Origin of the sequence: Mesorhizobium sp. (assembly GCF_004962245.1) — a bacterium.
GTDB lineage: Bacteria > Pseudomonadota > Alphaproteobacteria > Rhizobiales > Rhizobiaceae > Mesorhizobium.
Genome location: NZ_SUHQ01000026.1, coordinates 94,981 through 117,655, shown reverse-complemented (window position 1 = coordinate 117,655; position 22,675 = coordinate 94,981). Strand labels below are relative to the sequence as shown.

At 62.1% G+C, this 22,675-nt stretch carries 22 protein-coding genes and 1 pseudogene; 11 read left to right on the top strand and 12 right to left on the bottom strand.

Annotated features, from left to right (window positions below):
• The first annotated feature begins 300 nt into the window (after positions 1-300).
• Together E5X88_RS33700 and E5X88_RS24880 are read left to right on the top strand one after the other, a co-directional pair.
• Entirely contained in the window at positions 301-534 is a 234-nt protein-coding gene (locus tag E5X88_RS33700) for a GcrA family cell cycle regulator (RefSeq protein ID WP_366664811.1), read from the top strand.
• A gap of 407 nt (positions 535-941) precedes the next feature.
• Positions 942-1,616, top strand: a complete 675-nt coding sequence (locus tag E5X88_RS24880; protein ID WP_292165979.1) for a peroxiredoxin-like family protein — start codon at positions 942-944, stop codon at positions 1,614-1,616.
• A gap of 211 nt (positions 1,617-1,827) precedes the next feature.
• Here the strand turns inward: E5X88_RS24880 and E5X88_RS33695 are convergent, their stop codons facing one another.
• The 3 genes from E5X88_RS33695 to E5X88_RS24870 all read right to left on the bottom strand — a co-directional run bounded on the left by E5X88_RS33695 (position 1,828) and on the right by E5X88_RS24870 (position 3,898).
• Positions 1,828-1,983 (bottom strand): FCD domain-containing protein, encoded by a 156-nt coding sequence (locus tag E5X88_RS33695; RefSeq protein WP_292241101.1) that lies wholly within the window; start codon positions 1,981-1,983, stop codon positions 1,828-1,830.
• Positions 1,980-2,210 carry an FCD domain-containing protein gene (locus E5X88_RS24875; RefSeq protein WP_292165977.1) on the bottom strand — a complete coding sequence of 77 codons (231 nt, stop codon included), beginning with the start codon at positions 2,208-2,210 and terminating at the stop codon, positions 1,980-1,982. The genes E5X88_RS33695 and E5X88_RS24875 overlap by 4 nt, the downstream gene beginning before the upstream one ends.
• A gap of 1,010 nt (positions 2,211-3,220) precedes the next feature.
• A complete protein-coding gene (locus tag E5X88_RS24870; protein ID WP_292165975.1) occupies positions 3,221-3,898 on the bottom strand; it encodes a TetR/AcrR family transcriptional regulator in 678 nt (225 codons plus the stop codon).
• A 38-nt stretch (positions 3,899-3,936) separates the two neighbouring features.
• Here E5X88_RS24870 and E5X88_RS24865 point away from each other — a divergent pair, with 38 nt between their 5' ends.
• The 8 genes from E5X88_RS24865 to E5X88_RS24830 all read left to right on the top strand — a co-directional run bounded on the left by E5X88_RS24865 (position 3,937) and on the right by E5X88_RS24830 (position 13,185).
• Entirely contained in the window at positions 3,937-4,974 is a 1,038-nt protein-coding gene (locus E5X88_RS24865; protein WP_292165973.1) for a uracil-DNA glycosylase, read from the top strand.
• Between the two features lie 2 nt (positions 4,975-4,976).
• Entirely contained in the window at positions 4,977-6,608 is a 1,632-nt protein-coding gene (locus tag E5X88_RS24860; protein ID WP_292165971.1) for a choline dehydrogenase, read from the top strand.
• On the top strand, positions 6,605-6,925 hold the full coding sequence (locus tag E5X88_RS24855) for an NIPSNAP family protein (protein WP_292165969.1): 321 nt from the start codon (positions 6,605-6,607) through the stop codon (positions 6,923-6,925). The genes E5X88_RS24860 and E5X88_RS24855 overlap by 4 nt, the downstream gene beginning before the upstream one ends.
• 107 nt (positions 6,926-7,032) lie before the next feature.
• Entirely contained in the window at positions 7,033-8,103 is a 1,071-nt protein-coding gene (locus E5X88_RS24850) for a BMP family ABC transporter substrate-binding protein (RefSeq protein ID WP_292165967.1), read from the top strand.
• A 22-nt stretch (positions 8,104-8,125) separates the two neighbouring features.
• A complete protein-coding gene (locus E5X88_RS24845; protein ID WP_292165966.1) occupies positions 8,126-9,685 on the top strand; it encodes an ATP-binding cassette domain-containing protein in 1,560 nt (519 codons plus the stop codon).
• Positions 9,682-10,728, top strand: a complete 1,047-nt coding sequence (locus E5X88_RS24840; RefSeq protein ID WP_292165964.1) for an ABC transporter permease — start codon at positions 9,682-9,684, stop codon at positions 10,726-10,728. Before E5X88_RS24845 ends, E5X88_RS24840 begins: the two co-directional genes overlap by 4 nt.
• Positions 10,713-11,606 carry an ABC transporter permease gene (locus E5X88_RS24835; RefSeq protein ID WP_292165961.1) on the top strand — a complete coding sequence of 298 codons (894 nt, stop codon included), beginning with the start codon at positions 10,713-10,715 and terminating at the stop codon, positions 11,604-11,606. The genes E5X88_RS24840 and E5X88_RS24835 overlap by 16 nt, the downstream gene beginning before the upstream one ends.
• Before the next feature lie 67 nt (positions 11,607-11,673).
• Entirely contained in the window at positions 11,674-13,185 is a 1,512-nt protein-coding gene (locus tag E5X88_RS24830) for an amidohydrolase (protein ID WP_292165959.1), read from the top strand.
• 207 nt (positions 13,186-13,392) lie between these two features.
• Here the strand turns inward: E5X88_RS24830 and E5X88_RS24825 are convergent, their stop codons facing one another.
• From E5X88_RS24825 to E5X88_RS24785, 9 genes and pseudogenes are all read right to left on the bottom strand, one after another.
• Positions 13,393-14,250 (bottom strand): sigma-70 family RNA polymerase sigma factor, encoded by an 858-nt coding sequence (locus tag E5X88_RS24825; protein ID WP_292165957.1) that lies wholly within the window; start codon positions 14,248-14,250, stop codon positions 13,393-13,395.
• On the bottom strand, positions 14,250-14,720 hold the full coding sequence (locus tag E5X88_RS24820; RefSeq protein WP_292165955.1) for a carboxymuconolactone decarboxylase family protein: 471 nt from the start codon (positions 14,718-14,720) through the stop codon (positions 14,250-14,252). The genes E5X88_RS24825 and E5X88_RS24820 overlap by 1 nt, the downstream gene beginning before the upstream one ends.
• A 127-nt stretch (positions 14,721-14,847) precedes the next feature.
• Positions 14,848-15,534 (bottom strand): ABC transporter ATP-binding protein, encoded by a 687-nt coding sequence (locus tag E5X88_RS24815; protein WP_292165954.1) that lies wholly within the window; start codon positions 15,532-15,534, stop codon positions 14,848-14,850.
• Entirely contained in the window at positions 15,531-16,280 is a 750-nt protein-coding gene (locus tag E5X88_RS24810) for an ABC transporter ATP-binding protein (protein WP_292165952.1), read from the bottom strand. Before E5X88_RS24810 ends, E5X88_RS24815 begins: the two co-directional genes overlap by 4 nt.
• Complete coding sequence (locus E5X88_RS24805) at positions 16,273-17,253, bottom strand: branched-chain amino acid ABC transporter permease (RefSeq protein WP_292165987.1); 981 nt, start codon at positions 17,251-17,253, stop codon at positions 16,273-16,275. The genes E5X88_RS24810 and E5X88_RS24805 overlap by 8 nt, the downstream gene beginning before the upstream one ends.
• A 9-nt stretch (positions 17,254-17,262) precedes the next feature.
• Positions 17,263-18,183, bottom strand: coding sequence for a branched-chain amino acid ABC transporter permease (locus tag E5X88_RS24800; protein ID WP_292165951.1), 921 nt, complete (start codon positions 18,181-18,183; stop codon positions 17,263-17,265).
• Between the two features lie 164 nt (positions 18,184-18,347).
• Positions 18,348-19,487, bottom strand: a complete 1,140-nt coding sequence (locus E5X88_RS24795) for an ABC transporter substrate-binding protein (protein WP_292165950.1) — start codon at positions 19,485-19,487, stop codon at positions 18,348-18,350.
• A gap of 127 nt (positions 19,488-19,614) precedes the next feature.
• Positions 19,615-19,749 (bottom strand): annotated as a pseudogene (locus E5X88_RS24790) (tryptophan 2,3-dioxygenase); the annotation flags it as partial.
• A 29-nt stretch (positions 19,750-19,778) separates the two neighbouring features.
• A complete protein-coding gene (locus E5X88_RS24785) occupies positions 19,779-21,404 on the bottom strand; it encodes an AMP-binding protein (RefSeq protein WP_292165948.1) in 1,626 nt (541 codons plus the stop codon).
• A gap of 424 nt (positions 21,405-21,828) precedes the next feature.
• On the opposite strand from E5X88_RS24785, the gene E5X88_RS24780 reads away from it, so the two are divergent.
• On the top strand, positions 21,829-22,659 hold the full coding sequence (locus E5X88_RS24780) for an alpha/beta hydrolase (RefSeq protein WP_292165945.1): 831 nt from the start codon (positions 21,829-21,831) through the stop codon (positions 22,657-22,659).
• Positions 22,660-22,675: the final 16 nt, after the last annotated feature.

Below are 22,675 nucleotides of genomic sequence, written 5' to 3'. Positions count from 1 at the left end.
CACAAGCAATGCGCCATCGTAGGTTGCCTCGGGCACCGCCCCCGCCACCGACAAACCCCGGCGGGGCCGGTGCCCGAGGCAACCTACGATGGCGCATTGCTTGTGAGTTCCTACCCGCCTAGGTGTGGCCTTAAGTCGCAAACTATTGGCTTCAGAAGCAGGGCCTCGGGCTTCATTGAAGCTGCGACCAACACCATATGCTGGTCTATAGCCCTCCAAAACGAGAGAAGCTTGCCCCGGCGGGGTCGCACTGCGGCCGTCGGCAGGCAAAGGCTATGAACTAGGAACCTGAAAACCATCATGCCTGAAAATATCAGATCAACTTCGAGAGACGTCCCCCTCATTCAGCTAGGGGTCTATCAGTGCCGCTTCCCGGTGAGCGAAGACCCGTCAGTACCCGGCGGTTACCGTTTTTGTGCTGGGCCAACTTCGCCGGATCGCGTCTACTGCGATCATCACCACAACATTGTGACCGCCGTGGACCCTCGTCGGGCCCGTTCGGGTCTCCATTTCCCTCAACGACGCGTCGCTTAGGTTACGTTTTGGTGGGATGAGCCGTCCGCGCCCTGGCGGCGGGCGTTGCTCCGTCGTCTATCATGTCGGCCCCAAATCTCTTTTGCAATTCGGCGACCCAATTTCAGTCAACGAAGCGCGACCTGTCAGACTTGAGCCTCAGCGAAGTCGGGCACTTCCAGACCTTGGCGCACCTGGGTATCAAGAGCCTGCTCGGCTCGTGGGGCACCATCTAGTAAAAGCGTTGCCATCCGTAAGAACTAGCGTCCGCCCTCTCCGTGCTTTATAAATGGACTATCGACGCCGACCTCGACGCTGTCCCAAGGCCGACCGCCATTTCAGCATGCCCAAGGACGTATGTGCCGCACATGGGCTCAAGCCACCCGCCCGCACATCCGTTGTGGATTGACCCGCGAGGAGGGATCAGCATGTCAGAACGTCTCGACATAGGCCCGCTGCAACTTGGCGAAACGGCGCCCAATTTCGTGCTCGACGCGATTACCCGCGAGGGCAAGATAGCAATCGATGATTTTCGCGGCGAAAAGCCGGTGCTGGTTGGCCTGTATCGAGGCCTGCACTGTCCCTTTTGCAGGCGTCATATCGCGACGATTTCGCAGCTCACGCCAGCCCTAAACGCGATGGGCATCGCAAACCTGACGGTAGTGGCCACGCCCATCGAACGGGCACGCCTCTACCTTCGGTTTCATCCGATCCCGGCGCTGCTCGCGGCATCCGATCCGGAGCGAGTTTCACAACGCGCCTTTGGACTGCCGAATATGCAGATCAGCGAGGACGAGACCGCGTGGCCACACAAGGCTACAATGAGCGATGTGAAGGCGATGCGGATCAACTTGCCGGGCGAAATGCCGGAGCCGATGGATCCGTTCGCCGCGCTCGAATATCTGAACAAAAAAGACGGTTACGAAATCACTGAAGCGGACCAGCAAGTCATCGCGACCGGCGTGGGCCAGCTGGTCGGCCAATTCCTGCTCGACCGAAATGGCGTCGTTCGCTGGACGTTCTCCGAGGTTCTCGATGGCGGCTTGGGCGCGACCCCCAACTCTGAGGAGATGATGTCGGCAGCGTCGCAAATCGGAAAGTAAGGCGCAGCTTCGGTAGCCGGGCTAGGCGCAGGATTACGCGAAGTTAGCGGCCGTCGCCTGATCGGGGCCCCACAATCGGCACCGCTCCCGCCTGCCGATGAACCCCGGAGGGCAGGGGGCGGTGCCCAGCCGCTTGCTACCAGCGCGAGCCGAGCGGCGTCCACGAGCGTGCTAGCGGCCTCTTGTTGCAGCTCTGCGGCGATGTGCGAGCTCACCGCCCCAGTAGATTTCTTTCGACGGTTCTCACATGCGCCAGCATCGCATTTTTCGCACCTTCTGGATCGCGGCGAACCAGACAATCCAGGATTGCCTGGTGCTCGTCGCAATACCCCAGGCGGCGTTCCTCCGAGAACGAGCGCTTCTTCATTTCGAACAGGGTGACTGGCTGCGAATGGCGCGCATGAGGTTGTGGATCTCTTTAAGGAAGTCGTTCCAGCAGCACGCGAATACTCGGTGATGGAATTCGGCGTCCCAATGCTCGAAATCTGGCATGTCCCTGGCGTCGCTTGCCGTCTGATGCGCTTCGCGAACCGCGTTCAGTTCGGTTGCGCTGGCATTGGTTGCGGCAAAGGCCGCGGCTGCCGGTTCGACCAACTGGCTGCCTCTTCGGCTGACATGAGGCGCAACTGCGACCTCCAGCGTGGTTGCCGCTAGTGTCTGCTTTCTGCGGTTGGCAGGACTGGGTTCTACAGCCGACATTGAGGCGCGAAGCCGCCATTCGCTGTGGGACAGACATAAGTCGCCTTTGGGTCACAACTTCTTGACCGGCGACCGTCGGCGAAGGTCCGAGAAAGATGGAAGACTGTCCTTTGAGTTGAAGCCTCGAGAGGCTTAGGGCTCCGCCCTCGGCGCGCTTCGGAGCGCCTTCCGCCCAGCTTCGGTCGCTTCCCTCCATGCAGCCGGTTCCCCGCGAAGGCGCCCACTCCGCTTGCACACCCGCTGCTCGCCGCGAGGCAGGGCTGCAGCGCAGTGCTGCGCCGCACCCCGACCTCAAGGCCGGCGTGGACGAGAGTGGTGGCTGGGTGAAAATCAGCCTTGCAAAAAGGTGGGGAGTCCTCCGCCAGCCCGCTCTTGTCCTCTGCTATCTTGGTCTCGGCGATGGCCAGAAGATCATTGCTCAGCTGCGATTTGTGCGGCAATCGGCGGTCTATAGAGGGCCGGGAGGGTTTCGAACTCCGCGTTAGGAAGAGCGTCCTTCTCGTCTTCACCGTGCAGGCTGGTTACTCTGGGCGGCAGAGTGCCCTTCCGCGCTTCGCAAACCTGCCGTGGGAAAAGCCTTGCCGTTTTTTCCGGCGGGGCTTTGATCAGATCGCGACTATAGTGATTTATGCTGGAACTGGTTGCGGAGGTTGGAGTCGGACCAATTTGCGCCGATTAAGAAACCCCGTCAGCAAACGAACTCGGTCACAGCACTGTATTGGCGGTATCCCTCTCCCGCTACCATCTTCCAACTCCTTTGACGCCGTTGGGAAGCCTTCTTGCCCAAAAGCGCGGATAGATGTCCCGATATCTCGACCTCGACGTCACCGAGCCTTAGCGAGTGCGGCTAGGCTCCTCGACAGTTCGCTCCGGACGACGACGGACCATCTGCCTTTTCTTAATCGTCACAACGGACGGGTAAGGAGCCCCCCTAAGACCGTTCTCGTGATCGTCTTCGCTGCCATATTGTAGTCAGCCGGCTTTAGTTGGCTGACATGTAGCGCGTCGCAGGCAAGAGCCTCGAACTCGACATAGAATTGCGTTGCGGACCATAACAGAATGAACAGATGGCGCGCGTCGACTTTCTCGATCTTTCCGGCCGCGGCCCAGGCATCGATCACCCGCGCCTTCTCGGACGTGACGGTTCGCATGTGATCGCGGGCCTCGGTCGAGAGATGTACGGCTCCCTGCAGTATCTCGTTTGCGAAAAGGCGCGTCTCTGCGGCATTCTCCCGGGCATGGTCCAACTTCGCTCGAATGTAAGCCTCGATTGCCTCGCCGGGCTCACGATCGGCTGATATATGCTGGAACGCATCATCCCAGCTATGGATGAGGCGATCGATGGCGGCGTTGTAGATCTCCTCTTTCGACGAGAAGTAATAGTAGACATTGCCCTTCGGCAGCCCTGACGCCTTCGCGATCTCAACGATGCGTGCACCGTCAAGGCCCTTCCGCGAGAATATCTCGACAGCAGCCGCCAGGATCTTGAGCACGTTCCGCGCTCTGATCCGCTCATCTGCCGCGGCTTGCAGCGGGAGCCCTTTTTCAGCGGAAGCATAGGGCGCGTTACGTTCTTCTGCCATTATCTATCTCGTTGTTATCATTTAATTTTTATTCCTAAATGACCACCCGGGTCAGCAGTCCGATTCTCGGGGCCTCATACAATCCGTCGAAAGACCTCCGAGCAAAACGACGCTTCAATAAAAAAGAAGTTGACAATCTGGTCAAGTTTTTTCATGAAAAGCTGACAAAACGGTCAGGTTCTTGGAAGGGCCGCCGCAGTCGACCACCTTGGAGAGGGGTGCGAATGGCAATGTTGCTAAAGGCCGCCATGGAGGAATTCCTGTCAGATTGGTCCACCGATCTGAACGAACCCTGGCGTTCACTGATCAGGCATCCGGGCCCGGACGTTGACGGGATCGCCGCCGAACTCGAGCTCGAAGTCTGGGAACCGATCTTTCCCGTTCGTCGCGGCAAGCACCTTCCGGGAATGCCTGCGGGCGCGCATTGCCTGAGAGCTTTCGACGGTATCGCCCCGGAAGAGGTTCGCTGCGTCGTTCTGGGCCAGGACCCCTACCCTGAACCCGGGTTTGCCACCGGACGGGCCTTCGAAGCTGGAAACCTCGCGGGATGGCACGAGCTCGACAAGATGTTTTCCAAGAGCATCCGAGCCTACATGCAGATGATCTTGGCAGCGCGCACCGGCGACCTGTCCTATGCCCGCAGCTTCGACGATTGGCCGAAGACACTTGCGGCCATGGAGGGCGGTGCGGCCGACATCGAGCAGCCGTCTGACATCGCGGACCGCTGGGTCTCAAATGGCGTTCTGCTGCTCAATGCGTCGCTGACACTGACCCGCTTCAAGGTGGATATGGATCCACATCAGTCCAAGGGCCATCTCCGGCTCTGGCGTCCGCTGATCGTGGAGACCTTGCGCGCGCTTGCCTTGCAGGGAAAGCCGCTGGTCTTACTGGGATTCGGCGACGCCGCCGCGGAAGCATTGGCAGAAGCGGGAATTGACGAGAACGCGAGCGGGCGCCTTCGCTGTGTTCTGCGCGATCATCCCGCCCACGCCGAAGCCGTCCTTTCCCGACCCAATCCATTCATTCTTTGCAACCGCTACCTGGAGGAGATGGGCTCTCGTCCCATCGCGTGGTGACCATGGCGGCAACGAAGACGTTCGACTTCATCATCGTCGGTGCCGGTTCGGCAGGCTGCGTCCTGGCAAACCGCCTGTCCGCAGATCCCGCCAACAAGGTGCTTTTGCTCGAGGCCGGCGGCAGAGACCTCAACCCACTGTTCCGGCTGCCCATGCTGATGGGCAAGCTGTTCCATTCGGGCATCTACAACTGGCACTACCACACGGAGCCCGAGCCGCATCTGAACGGACGCTCGCTCTACTGGCCTCGTGGCAAGGTGCTCGGCGGCACGTCCACCATCAACGGCATGATCTATGTTCGCGGAAGCCGGCACGACTACGATCGCTGGGCGCAGATGGGCGCTACAGGATGGTCCTACGATGAGGTGTTGCCAGCGTTCCTGCGCTCGGAAACCCATGTGCAGCGCAATGGCGCCTATCACAACACCGAAGGCGAACTGACCGTCTGCCGGGCGCGCGGCTGGAACAGCCTGCTTGATGTCTTCCACGAGGCAGGCGGACAGGCGGGATATCCTCACAACGACGATTTCAACGGCGAAGAGCAGGAAGGTTTCGGCCGCTATGACTTCACCATCGCGAAGGGCAAACGCTGCTCGGCAGCCTATGCCTTCCTGCGGCCTGCAAAGAAACGCCCGAATCTGACGATTATCACCCGCGCCCATACGAGGCGCATCCTCATCGAGAACGGCCAGGCTGTCGGGGTCGAGTTCAGCCGAAAAGGCAACATTTCGAAAGCCTATGCGAACCGTCAGGTGATCCTGTCGGCCGGCGTCGTCAACTCGCCGCAGATCCTCATGCTTTCAGGGATAGGCGCTGCTGATGAGCTCGCACAGCATGACATCCCCGTCGTCCAGGATCTTCCCGGTGTCGGCAAGAACCTGCAGGATCATGTCGATTGCGTCATGGCCTATGAATGCCGGGAGCCAGTCACGCTCTATTCGGACCTTCGCGTCGACAAGCTCACCTGGTCGGTGATCCAGGGCATGCTGTTCGGTGAAGGCATCGCCACGACCTTCCCCTACGAAGCCGGAGCCTTCGTCAAATCGCGAACCGATCTGGCCGCACCCGACATCCAGCTTCATTTCATGCCGGCGCTCGAAAAGACGGCGAACCTGCATTTTCCAAACCCGTTCAAGAAAGAGCGGGTGGAGGCCAACCATGGCTTCTCGTTGCGCGTCGGCCCGGTCAATCCCGAGAGCCGCGGCGAGATCAGGCTGCGCTCGGCCGATCCGACTGACCGGCCGCGCATCAATGCGAACTATCTTCAAACCGAGTTTGATATTCGTACGATGATCAACGCGATCCGCATGACGCGGGACATCATCAATCAGAAGGCTTTCGAGAAATATCGCGGCAAGGAACTCGCTCCGGGTCCAGCCGTCGAAAGCGATGCCGAAATGGTCAAGTGGCTGCGTACCAATGCCATGACGACCTTCCATCCGGTCGGCACCTGCAAGATGGGCAACGACCCAATGGCTGTGGTCGACGCTCGACTGAAAGTTCACGGCATCGAGGGCCTGCGTGTGGCGGACGCCTCGATCATGCCAATCATTTCCAGCGGCAACACGAACGCGCCGGCGATCATGATCGGGGAGCGGGCCGCCGAATTCATTCTCAATGAGGCGTCCAGATGATCGTTGAACATCGCACGTACACGTTCCAGCCCGGAACAGTCGATGGTTGGCTGAAGAGATACGAGACCGAGGGCCTGCCGATCCAGAAGCGGCATCTCAACACCTTTCTCGGGCTCTATGTCAGCGAGATCGGCCGGCTGCACACGACGGTCCTGATGTGGCGTTATGACAGCCTCGCCGACCGCGAGGCGCGGCGGGCAGCCATGTATGCCGACCCGGAATGGCAGGCGTTCATCTCCGGCGTGTGGTCTCTCGACGCCATTCAGAGTCAGGACGTGATGATCATGAATCCGGCGCCGTTTTCTCCCGGCGCCTGAGGAAGAAGGGTGCGAGACCTTGCACCCTGATGACGACAGGGCGGCGAACGAATCCACCCCAATAAGAAGTTACGGATATCGAACCTCTAGAGCAAGGAAATGGGAACATGACCAACAAGACTTCAAATGAAATGAATGTGCTGCACCGGCCGATCGGCCGCCGCACCCTCCTCAAGTCCTCGGCAGGATTGGCTGCCTTCACAATGGCGGGCGGTCTGCTGACAGCCGCCGCGCACGCTTCGGGCGGCCTCGTGGCGCTGGTTCACACGCAGGCAGCAGGCGATGCCGGTCCGGTGGACTCGATGATTGCCAGGCTCAAGCAGCTCTCCGAGGAGCAGGGCTTCCAGTACCGCGCGGTATACGCTCAGGACCCGGCGACCTACGAGACCATTTTTCGTACGCTTGGCGATGCCGGTGTGGCAGTGATCGTTTCGACCTTCAACGAGGTGGCGGAACCCTTCAAGGCGCTCGCTCCTTCCTACCCCAACACCAAGTGGATCCAGCTCTTTGCAGATCCCTTCGAACCGGCGATCCCGAACGTCGTCACCGTTTCCTATGATTACTACCTCGGCTGCTACCTTTCCGGCATTTTCGCCGCGCGTGTGAGCAAATCAGGAAAGCTCGGCTTCATCGGCGGTGTTTCCATTCCACCGATCAATGCCGACTACAACGCGTTCAAGGCAGGCGCCCAGTCCGTACGTCCAGACGTGTCGGTCGCCGTCGCATTCGCCGGCTCCTTCCAGGACCCGGCCAAGGGCCAGGAAATCGCCACGCAGATGTACTCGAGCGGTGTCGACTTCATCCAGACCGACGCCGCGGCAACGGACTTCGGCATCATCGCCGCCGCAAACGAGGCGGAGGGCCGTCTGGTGAGCGTGCTCGACCCGGCCCAGTTCCCGCAGGGGCCAAAGTCCGTGATCTCGATCGTCGGCCTCGATTTCGGTACCTCGCTTTACAACGAGGTCACGAAGGCACTCGGCAGCGATTTTTCCGGTGGCGCGCATGAGCATACCGGCCTCGGAACTGGCGTCATCGACTTCATTCCATCGCCCCTGTTCGCGCAGCAAGGACCGGCGGACATCATCACCAAAGGCAAGGAGGCCGAGGCCGAAGTAGCGACGGTGCGCGCGGCGATCCTCGATGGGTCGCTTAAAGTGCCGTTCAATACGAGCCTCTGACCTTCGATTGGATCGTGCTGCGGTGAGCGAGGACAGATCCCCCATATTCGAATGCCGCGACGTGACCGTGCGCTACGGTCACATCGTCGCGCTCTCCGATGTCGGAGCAGTCTTCCAACGTGGCATGATCCACGCCGTGGTCGGGCAAAACGGCGCAGGAAAGACGACTTTTGCCCGTGTCCTGGCCGGTCTGGTCCGCCCTGCGTCGGGTGAGCTCAAGATCGACGGCCGTCCGCTCGCGGCCGGAAACGTCAAGGATGCCCGGCGTTCGGGCGTCGAACTCGTCCACCAGAGTTTTGCCCTTCCGCCCTCTTTCACGGTTGCCGAAGCAATGCAGTTCGGCGCGGAAGGCGGAGGGCTATTCACAAAGGCAAGTCTTGAAAAGCGATGGCAGCCTCACCTCGACGCACTCCACGTGAAAGTAAGGGCCAAGCAGCGTATCCGCGACCTGCCGGTGGAAACCCAGCAGAGTGTTGAAATCGCCAGAGCCCTCGTCTCGGACGCTAAGCTCCTCATCCTGGATGAGCCGACCGCGGTCCTGTCTCCTGAAGGCGCTGAGAAGCTCTTCGATCGGATTCGACGTCTCAAGGAGCGCGGCGTCACGGTCATCCTCATCCTGCACAAGATCCGGGAAGTTCTGGCGATTGCGGATACGGTGACGGTTCTGCGCGGCGGAAAGCTCGTCGATGGGCCGCTATCCTGCGACGGGATTGACGCGGATCGGCTGGCCGAGCTCATCATCGGGCCAGCCGCTCGCAACCTCAACCCGCACGACAAGGCGGCTTTGACAGGTGCCGCCGTGGTCACCCATGCCGAACAGCTTGTTGCGGGCACAGATGCCGCCCCCGTCCTCAAGATGCGCGCCGTCTCCACACGATCCGATCCCGAAGGTCCGGCGCTCGACGGGGTTAACCTCGACATCCGTCCCGGGGAAATCATCGGCGTAGCCGGCATCGAGGGCAACGGGCAGAGAACGCTTGTGCGCGCGATCTCGGCACTAGCCGATGTCGTCAGCGGCGAGATCTCCATCGACAGGACGGATGTGACCCGCGCACCGCTCGCTGCACGACGGGCGGCCGGACTGCGCGTCATTCCCTTCGAACGGAATGTCGAAGGACTTAGCCTCACCAGCTCTCTTTGGGAAAACTGGTCGGCGCGCGGTCTCCTTCAGAGACCGCTCCTGTCCACCATCAGCCCCTCTGCTATCCGCAAGCAATGCGATGCCGCCCTTAAGCAATGGGATGTCCGCTATTCGGATGTCGGTCAGCGGGCCGGCTCGCTATCGGGCGGGAATGCCCAGAAGGTGATCCTGTCGCGTGAGATGGACGAAAACGCCCGCCTTATTCTTGCAGCACAACCCACGCGAGGTCTCGATATCGGCGCAACGACATTCGTATGGGAAGCGATGCTCAATGCGCGGGCGCGCGGTTGCGGCCTGCTGTTCATCTCTTCGGATCTCGACGAGATCTTCGATATCTCGGACCGCGTCGTTGTCATGCTGTCCGGGCGCATCGTCGCCGAGTTCCGTCCGCCCTATGACCTCACAGCCGTCGGCGCAGCCATGACAGGAGTGCTCAGATGATCGATCGGTTCGTCTCCGTTTTCCGCGCTCTGATCTTCATCCTGATCGCCCTTGCACTTTGCGGTGTGATCTTCCAGGCCGCCGGCTATTCGGCGCCACTGATGTTCCAATCGATCGCCGATGGTGCTTTCCTAAGGCCCGGCGCCCTGCAACAGGCACTTCGTTGGGGGCTTCCCCTGTTCATCACGGCCGTCGGCGTGGCCGTATCCTTCCGGGCGGGCTACTTCAACATCGGCGCCCAGGGCCAGTTCTACATGGGAGCCATTGCGGCCGCGTTCATGGCCGAATGGCTTGACGGCGCACCAGCACCGATCCTCATAACCGCCTGCTTCTTCGCCGGCATGGCGGGTGGTGCGCTGTGGGCTTTCTGGCCCGGGCTTCTGCGGCTGAAATCCGGCGCGGACGAGGTGATCACCACGCTGATGGGCAATTTCATTGCCGGCCTGGTGCTGCTTTACGTGACGGCTGGACCGCTCAAGGACCCATCGGGCACTGGACAGCAGGCGTCGAGTCGCCCGCTCGACGGCGCTTACCGGATCAGCGACTCGCTCGGATTGTCTCCGACGATCATCGCCATAGCCATTCTGGTCGGCCTGGCAATGTGGTTTCTGGTCAATAGAACCGCCTTCGGCGTGCTCTCCGGCCTTGCCGGTCGCAATCCGACCATGATCGAGTGGCAGGGCGCGAAGACATGGCGCATCGGGCTCGCAAGTTTCCTGCTCAGCGGCGCGCTCGCCGGTCTCGCCGGTGTCATAGAGTTCATGGGCCCTAACGGACGACTGACCGGCGGTTTCCTGCCAGGCCACGGCTTCACCGCAATCCTGATAGCGCTCGTCGCCAACTTTTCGGTCGTCGGTACGGCTTTCGTGTCGCTGTTCTTCGGCGGGCTCGCGTCCGCCGCTCTCTACCTGCCGATCATGACCGGTCTGCCGTCCTCGGCAATCGACATCATCAACGCAGCGATCGCTCTCTTCATCACCGCAAAGTCCAGTGCCGTCGACCGGATTGCGAAACTCGGAGGACGGATATGGAAGACTTCGTAATCGCCGTCCTGCGGTCGGGTACTCCGCTGATCTACGTCACCCTTGCCGGCGTCATCGCCCAGCGAACCGGTATCTGGCATCTAGGCCTCGAAGGCCTGATGATTACTGGCACTTGCGCTACCATCCTCGGTATTGTGCTTACGCAATCGATCTGGATCGCGCTTCTCGGTGCGATCACGGTCTGCGTCCTCGGCTCAATCCTGTTCTGGTTCGTGGTTGAGAAGCTAAAGGCCAACCAGATCATTGCCGGCCTCGGGCTTACGGGGCTGGGCCTCGGCGGAACCGCCCTTGCCGTGCAGTCGACGTTCGGAACGCAGGCCGCAGTCAGCGCCCCCTTCGGTTTACCGCGCATAGGGCCAGCATTCGGGGCCTTCGGGTCCCTTTCGATCTTCGTCGTCATCATGCCGGTGATCGTCTTCGCGATGTGGATCGTCTTGCGGCGAACCCGTTTCGGCCTACGTCTGGCGGCATCGGGCGAACATCCTTTTGCCGCGCGCGGCGTGGGTATCAATCCAGCGGCGATGCGCCTCGTCGCGCTGATGATCGGCGGCGTGCTCTGCGCGCTCGCAGGCGCGGAGCTTGCTGCGGGGAGCCTCCAGATCTTTGCACAAAACATGACGGCCGGCCGAGGCTTCATGGGATTTGCCGCCGTCATATTCGGCGCAGGCCATCCAATCGGCGCTGCTCTGGCAGCCGTGTTCTTCGCAGTCGTTGGCGCACTCGGCATCAGGGCGCAGCTCACCTTCGGCGATCGCGTCCCGCATGATCTGCTGCTCGCCTTGCCCTACATTGCCACCGTTCTCGGCATCTGGATCAGCACGCAACTGCGCGGCGGCACCAAAGCCGCCAGTGGCTTCGGTGAGCTGCGCGACCAATAGACACCGGCCTGGCGTCGCACCGGACCGAGAGGCGGCGCGCACGGCGCGACACGAGCAGGACATGCCCATGCCCCAGACACTGATCAAGAACGCCACCCTTTTGACGATGTGCGCCCGGAACGGAAGCAAGCCGTTCCAAGGCGACATTCTGATCGAGGACGGCCGCATCTCTGCAATCGGACAGAGCCTCGTGGTTGCGCCGGATGCCACCTTTATCGACGGCCAGAACCGACTCGTGATGCCGGGCCTCGTCAATGCCCATACCCATTCGAGCGAAACCTTCCTGCGTGGGCGATATGAAGGCATGCCGCTAGAACTCTGGCTTCTCTATGCCTATCCCCTGCTGATGGGTCCTGTCGTCGACGAACGGCTTCTCTACCTGCGCAGCCTTCTTCTCGCGATGGAATCGCTGCGCAGCGGCGTCACGACGATGTGCGACGACTTCTTTGATCCGCCTGCGCACGATCTCTCACGGCTATCAACCGTCTTCAGGGCCTATGAGGACGCCGGCATCCGCGCCAATGTGTCGAGCGCGGCCATGAACGTGCATACGCTCGATGCCCTGCCCTACGCCCGGGAGGTGATGCCGCTCCACCTCCAGGAGAAGCTCGATTTCGGACCGCCGATGTCGGCCGAGGCCTATATGGATTACTGCCGTTCCGCCTTTGCTTCGCTGCATGGCATGGCCGGCCGGCTCAATTTCATGATCGCGCCGTCTGCGCCGCAACGCTGCACCCCCGACTTGCTGCAAGCTTGCCATGCACTCGCCATTGATATGGGTGTGCCGCTACACACGCATGTCCTGGAAACCAAGACGCAGGCCGTGACCGGCCATGAGGTCTACGGCAAGAGCCTGATCGGCTATATGCGCGATCTCGGCGTGCTGTCGCGCAACACGACGATCGCCCATTCCGTCTGGGTAAGCGACACGGACATCGCGACGATAGGCGAGGCAGGGTGCTCAGTTGCCCACAATGCTATTTCCAACCAGAAGCTCGGCGCCGGAATTGCTCCCATTCGCCGCCTGATGGATGCAGGCATAACCATTGGTCTCGGGACCGATGGCATGTCGTCGAATGACACAGCGCGCATCTTCGACGTCATGCGGGTGGCCGGGCTGATCCATAGCGTTTCCGGTCCGGATTATGAGCGGTGGGTCCGTGCCGACGAGATCCTGACCATGGCGACGATTGGCGGGGCACGCAGTGCCATGCTGGAGAATGTCACCGGTTCGCTCGAGGTCGGCAAGGCCGCTGATCTGCTGATCCTCGACCTCACCACCCTCGCCTTCACCCCGCTCAACGATATCGCCAAGCATCTCGTCTATGCCGAGAACGGTTCTTCCATCGAAACCGTGATGGTAGCGGGGCAGATCGTCGTCCGTGATGGCCGCCTGCGAACGATCGACGAAACCGCCATCCTGGCCGAGATCCGTGAGCTTGTCCCAGCGCACCTCGCCGCGCATGCCGAACTGGAGACTCGGAACGCGGCGTTCCACTCCGCCATGGCCGAAATCCATCGGCGCGCCACGTCAAAGGACGTCGGCATGAACCGCTATGCCGGAGATCCCGGCGTGTGAGTCTGCGCGGCAGCGCCATCAATCCGCCGGCGACATGCCTCGAGCAAACCGTCGTCATGGTCGGCATGGGGTTTAAGCAGACCAGCCTCTTTGCGCGCCACTCCACACTCCCTCGTCATGCCAAAAGCACTCTACGTCACTTCGCTTCGTCCTGGTGGTCAGAGGCACGCCCGCTGACAACACGCCTCACCGCCAAGCCGTCGCCCCCTAATGCAGATGTCTCAGCTTGTCAGGGTTCCGCACCACATAGATCGCGGCAACCTTCCCGTCTTCGATTTCGAGCGCGGTTGTCTGGAGTTCCCCATCAGCCTCCAGCGTGATGAAACCGGGCAATCCGTTGACGAATCCAGCACGAACGAATTTCGAGCCATAGTTCTGGAACTGAGCCGCCAGATTTTCGTGCACCTCCATGACGGCATCAAAGCCGAAGATCGGCTGCATGGCTGCGGAACGCTTGCCGCCGCCGTCTGCATGGATGCTGACATCGGCCGCCAACATCGCACCAAGCGCCCTCATGTCGCCGCTGCGAGAGGCGTTGAAGAAAGCCTCGGCAAGCTCGAGGCTACGTTGTTTTTCCACCTGGAAGCGAGGCCTCGCCTCGCGGACGTGGGTGCGTGCACGCGCGGCAAGCTGGCGGCAGGCAGCCGGATCACGCTGGATGGTTGCTGCGACTTCCTCGAATCCTAGCCCGAACACGTCGTGCAGCAAGAAGGCCGCCCGCTCGAGCGGAGAAAGGCGCTCCAGTGCGAGCATCAACGGCAAGGTCACGTCTTCCTCTTCCTCCTCTTCCATGACGGGATCGGGGAGCCAGGGGCCGACATAAGTCTCACGCTGGCGTCGCGCTGATTTGAGTTGATCGAGGCAGAGCCGCGTGACAGTACGGCGCAGGAATGCCTCGGGCTCGCGCACCTCGCTGCGGTCGGCCCTCATCCAGCGGATGAAGGCCTCCTGTACAGCGTCCTCGGCGTCAGCCACGGAGCCCAGCATGCGGTAGGCGACACGCATGAGCTTTGGGCGCAGCGGGGCGAAACTCGCCGCTGCATCCTCGTCTCTGACGCCTGCCATCAGGCGGCCGCCTTGACAGCGGACTTTGCGGCCGCCGGATCGACCCACAAGCCGAAGCCGACCGCAAGGCGGTTCCACCCATTGATGACATTGATCATCAATGTCAGTTTGACTTGCTCCTCGTCGGTGAACTGAGCCTTCAGGGCTTCATAGGCACCTTCCTGCGTATGTCCTTCGGAAAGCCGCGTCAGAGCCTCGGTCCAGCCGAGCGCAGCGCGTTCGCGGTCCGTATAGCAAGGGGCCTCGCGCCAAGCCGACAGCAGGTAGATGCGCTGTTCGGTCTCTCCTTTCGCGCGCGCTTCCACCGTATGCATGTTGATGCAGTTGGCGCAGCCATTGATCTGGGAGGCACGGATCTTCACGAGCTCGACAAGACCGGGCTCGAGGCTGGAAGCGATGGCCACCGATGTGCCGGCCCAGCTCTTCATGAGTGAAGGGGCGGCAGCGAAGAGATCAAGTTTGGCAGTCATGGTTCGTCTCCTTTTGTTGGTTCCGACATCATGACGAGGCAGGGCCTGCCAGTGTGACATACACGACGCAATTTCTTGTTCGATGCCACCATGAGAGCACCCGTGGCGGCTGCGCATCCGTGCGCAATCAGACGCCGAGATAGCGATCCTGCAGTTCAGGCGTGAGGTCGACGGGACGGCCGGTCCAAACAGTCGTTCCCTTTTCGAGCACGAAACAGCGGTCGGCGGATGGCAGCAATTCGGCAAGCGTCTTGTCGACGATCAGGATCGACTGCCCTTCCGCCTTGAGCGTACGGATGACCGTCCAGATGTCGTGACGGATCACTGGCGCCAATCCCTCGGTCGCCTCATCGAGGATCAGCAGGCGCGGATTGGTCATCAGTGCCCGGCCGATCGCCAGCATCTGCTGCTCACCGCCGGAAAGCGTCCGCGCCATCTGGTCGCGCCGTTCGGCGAGCCGCGGAAACAGTCCGTTGATCTCCGCAAGCGACCAGCGGCCGGGGCGCGCGGCCGCGGAGAGATTTTCCGCAACGGTGAGGTTGGGAAAGCAGCGCCGCCCCTCCGGCACCAGCCCGATGCCGAGCCGTGCAATGAGGTGCGGACGCATCGCCTGGGTCTCCCTTCCGGCGAAACGGATTGTTCCGGATCGCGCCGGACTGAGCGCCAGGATCGAACGGATCGTGGTCGTCTTGCCCATGCCGTTGCGGCCCATCAGCGCCACGACCTCGCCCTCGGCAACGTCGAGCTCGACGCCGAACAGAGCCTGGCTCGCACCGTAGAAGGTTTCCAGTTCGGCGATTTCGAGGAGGCTCATGCCGGATCTCCCAGATAGGCGCGCCGCACTTCCGGATCGGCGCGGACCTGGTCGACCGTGCCGGAGGCGATGATGCGCCCGTAGACGAGAACGGAGACCCGGTCGGCAAGCGCGAAGACCGCATCCATGTCGTGCTCGACCAGGAGGATCGGCGCTTCCTCGCGCAGCCTGTCGAGAAAGCCAGTCAGCGAGCGCGAGCCTTCCGGCCCCATGCCAGCCATCGGCTCATCGAGCAGGAAGGCTTGCGAGCCGAGCGCCAGCGCAATGGCGATCTCGAGCTGGCGCCGCTCGCCGTGCGAAAGCTCGGCGGCCGGGACGCGCGCGCGCGTCGCCAGCCCAACCCGCTCGAGCGACGCCATTGCGGGCTCGATGAGCGACGCATCGCGCATCACCGGCCGGAAGAAGCGGAAGGACGAGCCCTGTCGCGACTGCACGGCGAGCATGACGTTGCGCAGAGCGGAGAATTCCGGCGCCAGCGACGAGACCTGGAAGGATCGTCCTAATCCCATCCGGGCGCGTTCGACAACGCCGAGATGGCCGACCGGCCGCCCGAGAAAGTCGATGTCACCGCTGTCGGGCGCCAGCGTCCCGGCAATCTGATGGATAAGGGTCGACTTGCCCGCCCCGTTCGGGCCGATCAATGCATGGATCTCGCCCGGCTTCAGGTCGAGGCTCACATTCTCGGTGGCCTTCAACGCGCTGAAGCTCTTGCACAGGTTGCGGACAGCGAGGACGGCATCAGCCATGACGCATTCTCCCCGCGAGAAATCCGATAAGTCCGCCACGGGCGAACAGCACGACAGCCAGGAGAGCGACGCCGAGGAAGAACTGCCAGCGTTCGGTCAGCCCGCCGAGGACGAATTCGAACACCACGAACAGCATTGCGCCCGCCACCGGTCCCCACAGCCGGCCGACGCCCCCGAGAACGACGATGATGATGAGTTCACCCGACATGTGCCAGGACAGCATCGACGGGCTCACGAAGCGGTTGAGGTCGGCATAAAGCGCACCGGAGAGCGCTGTGATCATGCCGGAGATGATGAAGGCGACGAGCCTTACCCGAAACGGAGCGATGCCGATCGACGCAACGCGCAGTTCGTTCTGACGGGATGCCTGGAGCGCGGCGCCAAAGCGCGAACCCCTGATCAGCGCGAAGATCAGGAGCGCCGTCAGAAGCAAAGCGTAGCAGACGAGGAAATAGTTGATCGGTATGAGCGTGTTTATGGCCGGCACCACGTTGCGGATAGTGATCGACAGTCCATCCTCGCCGCCATAGGCGGGCCAGGAGATTGCGAAATAGTAGGTCATTTGTGCGAAGGCCAGCGTGATCATGATGAAGTAGACGCCGGAGGTGCGCAGGCTGATCATGCCGATGGCGGCCGCCAGTAGCCCGCCCGCGAGAACCGCCACCGACCAGACGACCAGCATCTGGTTGGTGCCCGGCAGGGCGAACAGGCCAAGATTGAGCGGCTGGCCGGCAAAGGCGTGGCTGGCGAGAATGCCTGCCGCGTAGCCGCCGACACCGAAGAAGGCGGCATGGCCGAACGAGACCAGCCCGCCCAGGCCAAGCGCCAGGTTGAGCCCGACCGCGGCGAGACCCAGGATCGCCATGCGGGTGGCCAGCGTTACATAGAATGGCTTGCCGAGCTGGAGCGCCACGAAGGGCATCGCCAGCAGGACCAGGGCCAGCGTGACGTTGATCGCGGTTTCGCGGGAGATCGTCATCGGTCATCCCCTCGCCGCGAACAGGCCCTGTGGCCGCACCGCGAGGATCGCCGCCATGACGATGTAGATCAGCATCGAGGCCAACGCGCCGCCGACGAGGCCGGCCTGCGATGGGGTCATGAGGAGGCTGAAGAGTTGTGGCAGCAGGAAGCGCCCCATCGTGTCGACGAGGCCGACCAGGAGTGCGCCCACGAGCGCGCCCTTGATCGAGCCGATGCCGCCGATCACGATGACGACGAAGGCAAGGATGAGCACCGGCTCGCCCATGCCGACCTGCACCGATTGCAGCGCGCCGACCAGCGCGCCGGCGAGCCCGGCCAGCCCCGCTCCGAGCGCAAAGACGACGGTATAAAGCGTGCGGATGTCGACGCCGAGCGCGCCGATCATTTCACGATCCGATTCGCCGGCGCGGATTCGCATGCCGAGCCGCGTCTTGGAGATCAGCAGGAAAAGCCCAACCGCCACCGCGATGCCGACGCCGATGATGGCGAGGCGGTAGAGCTGATACCGAGAACCGCCGGGGATTGGCACGGTGCCGCGCAGCAGTGGCGGAATGTCGAGGTAGAGCGGAAAAGAGCCGAACAGCCAGCGCGTGCCTTCGGAAAAGATCAGGATCAATGCGAAGGTCGCCAGCACTTGGTCGAGATGGTCGCGCTCGTAGAGACGACGAATGACAAGGATCTCGATGATCGCGCCGGCGGCAGCTGCCGCCGCGAGGCTGGCGGCGAGCCCGAGCCAGAACGAGCCGGTGGCGGCCGCGACTGTGGCGCACGCGAAGGCGCCGACCATGTAGAGCGATCCATGGGCAAGGTTGATCAGCCCCATGACGCCGAAGATGAGAGTAAGGCCTGCGGCCATGAGGAACAGCATCACGCCGAGCTGCAGCCCGTTGAGCACCTGTTCGATGAAAAGAGCGGTTTGCAAGGTGGGTCAGGCTCTTCTGGTCAAATTGGGCCGCAACACAGGCACACCAGGTTGCTGCCGTGCGGCAGAGGGCGAGGATTGGAGGCCACAGGGGAAGCCGGCAGGAGATACGCCTCATCATCCCCTGCCGGTACCGTCTCCCCGCAAGCGGAGAGCAGGCATGATCATTTCATCGCGCAGTCGGCCGCGTAGGCGTCCTGGTGCTTCTCGAAGGCGGTGCCGATGATCTTGTTGGTGAGGCCGCCGTTCTCCTTGATCACCTCGCGCACATAGATGGTCTGGATCGGATGGTTGTTGTTGCCGAACTCGAAGTCCCCGCGCACGGATTCGAAATCGGCTTTCTTCAGCGCAGCGCGGAACGCGTCGGTATCCTTGACGCTCGCCTTGGCCGCGGCCGAGAGGATCAGGTTCGCCGTGTCGTAGCCCTGGCTGGCATAGAGCGAGGGCAGACGCCCATATTCGGCCTGAAAGGCCGCGACGAAGGCCTTGTTGGCCTCATTGTCGATGTCCTTGCTCCACTGCGAGGAGTTTTTGACGCCCAGCGCGGCGTCACCAACCGCGGCGAGGATGTCCTGGCTGAGCGAGAAGCCGGGACCCATGATCGGGATGCCGACGTCGGACTGGGCATACTGCTTCATGAAGGCGATGCCCATGCCGCCCGGCAGGAAGAAGAACACGGAGTCGGCGCCGGAGGCGCGGATCTGCGCGATTTCGGCGGCGTAGTCCGTCTGGCCGATCTGAGTGTAGATTTCACCGGCAAGCTCGCCCTTGTAGAAGCGCTTGAAGCCGGTCAGGGCGTCCGTCCCGGCGGGATAGTTCGGCGCCATGATGAAAGTCTTCTTGTAGTCCTGGTTGGCGTACTGGCCCATGGCCTCGTGCAGATTGTCGTTCTGCCAGGCCACGTTGAAATAATTCTCGTGGCACTGCGCGCCGGCCAGCGCCGAGGGTCCGGCATTCGGCGACAGGTAGAATTTGCCCTGCGCAACCGCACTCGGAACAACGGCCATGGCTAGATTCGACCAGATGATCCCGGTCAGGATGTCGACTTGGTCGGACTGGATCATCTTGTCGGCGATCTGCACCGCGAGTTCCGGCTTCTGGCCGTCATCCTCGATCACGACCTCGATCTCGCTGTTGCCGGCCTTTTTGAGCGCCAGCATGAAGCCGTCGCGCACATCGATGCCAAGGCCCGCGCCGCCGCCCGAAAGCGTCGTGATCATGCCGACCTTGATCGGCTCGGCCGAAGCGAGACCGGATACGCCCAGGGAAAGCGCCACGAGGCTTGCTGCAATCAGTTTCTTCATAGTGTTACTCCCGTTGTTATCTGTATCGTTGTCTGGACCCTCTGGGGTCCTCACGATGAAAGAATCCCCGTGGCTTTGCCAGCCCGGCGAAGTGTTTTTGTTGTTGGGCCGCAGTGCGGCCGATGGTTCAGAGCTTCGTCCTCGCTGTCCAGAGTTCGGGAAAAAGCCCCACTTCCAGCATTCGCCCGGGACAAGAGACGCCCGCTGTGCCGCCGGTGCCGCGCTTGAACTCGATGATCCGTTCGACGGCGATCACGTGATCGATGCCGTTGTCCTGCGCTGTCCTTGCCATCAGCCTTGCTCATCGCGCAGGCGAAAGCGCTGGATCTTTCCCGTCTGCGTTTTCGGCAGCGTGGTGACGAACTTGACCGAGCGCGGATATTTGTACGGCGCGATGACCGCCTTGACGTGCTCCTGCAGGAGCCGTGCCGTCTCGTCGTCGGCCGAAGCGCCTTCGACGAGCACGACATGCGCCTCGACGATCTGGCCGCGTTCCTCGTCCGCAGCACCTATGACCGCACATTCGAGCACAAGGTCGTGGGCCAGCAGCGCGGCTTCCACCTCCGGACCGGCGATATTGTAGCCGGACGACAGGATCATGTCGTCAGCCCGGGCGGCGAAGCGGAAGCGTCCGTCCTCATCCTGGATGAAGGCGTCGCCGGTCAGGTTCCAGCCGTTTCGGACATACTCCCGCTGGCGCTCATCGGAGAGGTAGCGACAGCCTGTCGGACCGCGCACGGCAAGCTTGCCGATCGTACCGCGCGGCATCTCGTTCATCTGGTCGTCGACGATCTTCGCCTCGTAGCCGGTTACCGGCCTTCCAGTCACTCCCGGCGCGCGATCGTCGAGCCGATTGGTGATGAAGATATGCAGCATTTCGGTGGCGCCGATACCATCGAGGATCGGCTTGCCGGTCTTCTGCGTCCACTCGTTATAGACAGGCGCGGGCAACGTCTCGCCGGCAGAGACCGCGATGCGCAGCGAGGAGAGATTGGCGCCCTCGTCCATGGCCTTCATCATGGCGCGATAGGCGCTCGGTGCGGTAAACGAGATCGTCGCGTGATACGTCTCGATGATCTCGACCATGTTGGGTGGCGTCGCGTTTTCCAAAAGCGTCGCTGCGGCGCCGAAGCGCAGCGGGAAGACCGCGAGCCCGCCAAGCCCGAAGGTGAAGGCGAGCGGCGGCGAGCCGACGAAGACGTCGTCTGGCGTGACGCCCAGAATTTCCTTCGCATAGCCGTCGGCGATGATCAGGATGTCGCGATGAAAATGCATAGTTGCCTTGGGCACGCCGGTGGTGCCCGAGGTGAAGCCAAGCAGCGCAGCATCGTCCCGGCCGGTCTTCACCGCCTCGAACCTGACCTGCTTGTCGAGCGCAACGCGGTCGAGTTCGGCGTCATGGTTGGCGGTGCCGTCGAAGCCGACCACCTGCTTCAGGAAGCGACTATCCTTTGCGCAGGCGACGATCTCGTCCTTGATGCGCGTGTCGCAAAGCGCAAGTGTGATCTGCGCCTTGTCGACGATCTTTGCCAACTCGCCGGCGCGCAGCATCGGCATGGTGTTGACCACCACCGCGCCGGCCTTGGTTGCGGCCAGCCAGCACGCGACCATTGCCGGGTTGTTGGGCGAGCGGATCAGGATGCGATTGCCGGGCTTGACGCCGTAGTTTTCGACCAGCGTGCGGGCAAGCCGGTTGGTCCAGTCCGTCAGCTCTTTGTAGGTGCGTCGGCGGCCATTGCCGATCAGGGCGGTGTGGTCGCCGAAGCCCCTCTCCACCATGCGGTCGGTCAGCTCGACCGCGCAATTCAGGTGGTCGGGATAGTCGAAGCCGTCCTGTGGCAGGTCCGGCCACTGGTCCTGCGGCGGCAGGTGGTCACGACAGAAGGTGTCGGTATGGGCGGTTGGTCCAAGTTTCATGCCGCCACTCCCACGATTGCGCAAACCATCCTGATGTGGGGATGCTGAATCGACAAGCGACAATCCATGTTCGTCATGCTCCCATTGTCTGGCGCGCGATCGCCATCTTCTGGACTTCCGACGCGCCTCGTAAATTCGCACGGCGCTCTCGACGATGCGCCCCTTGCGCACGCCGTCGCCGCGACGGAGCTGCACCGCTCTGTCGACGACCGCCTGCGCGTCAGTCGGTGCGTAAAGCCTGCCATCGCAGCTTCTCTCGTAACCTGCACGGTACCGGAATCCCTTGGTCCAGGCAGCGCATTTTGACGGCAGGATGACATCGAACCGGATTTATTCAAGCATGAACTTTCATGGTTGAAATATTCGCATCTGGACAGCTTGGCACAGCCGGGCAATTAAGGCCTGCATCGACCGGGAGATGGCAATGATCTATCGTCGCGTTGAAGACTGGGACGACGCCTATGCGAACGGACCCAACATCCCGGGCGGCGACCGCTGGCCCGGCCTGTGGGCGGAGCAGGCCAGGGCATTTCGCGACAAGCTCTCAGCCAGGGGAAGCATGGAGCTCGATCTTTCCTATGGCGACCGGCCGCGCAACCGCTTCGACCTGTTCCTGCCTGAAGGCGAGCCGAAAGGGCTCGTCATGTTCGTTCATGGTGGCTACTGGGTACGTCTCGACAAAAGCTACTGGTCGTATCTGGCGGAAGGCAGCCTCGCGCGCGGCCATGCGGTCGCACTGCCCTCCTACACGCTCTGTCCCGATATCCGTATCTCCGGCATAGTGACTGAAGTCGCGGCGGCAATCGAGGCTGCCGCGAGGATGATAGGAGGGCCGATCCGCCTCGCCGGCCATTCCGCGGGCGGCCATCTCGTCTCGCGGATGATTACGACGTCCGCGCCGCTTTCGCAGGACGTGCAGCGGCGGATTGTATCCACGGTGTCGATTTCAGGGCTGCACGATCTGCGGCCGCTGATGAACATCGCTATCAATGCCGATCTCAAGATCGACCGGGAAGAAGCAATGGCGGAAAGCCCGGCGCTGCTCGAGCCCATGGCGGGAGCGCGATTGGCCTGCTGGGTCGGCGCGGGCGAGCGCGCCGAGTTCATCCGTCAGAACGCCCTGCTCGCCAACATCTGGACCGGCCTCTGTGCATGGACGTCAGTTATCGAGGAGCCAGACCGGCACCATTTCAACGTCATCGACGGGCTTGCCGATCCTGACCACGCCCTGACGAGAACCTTGTTGACAGGCTGAAGGCGACGCCCGACTC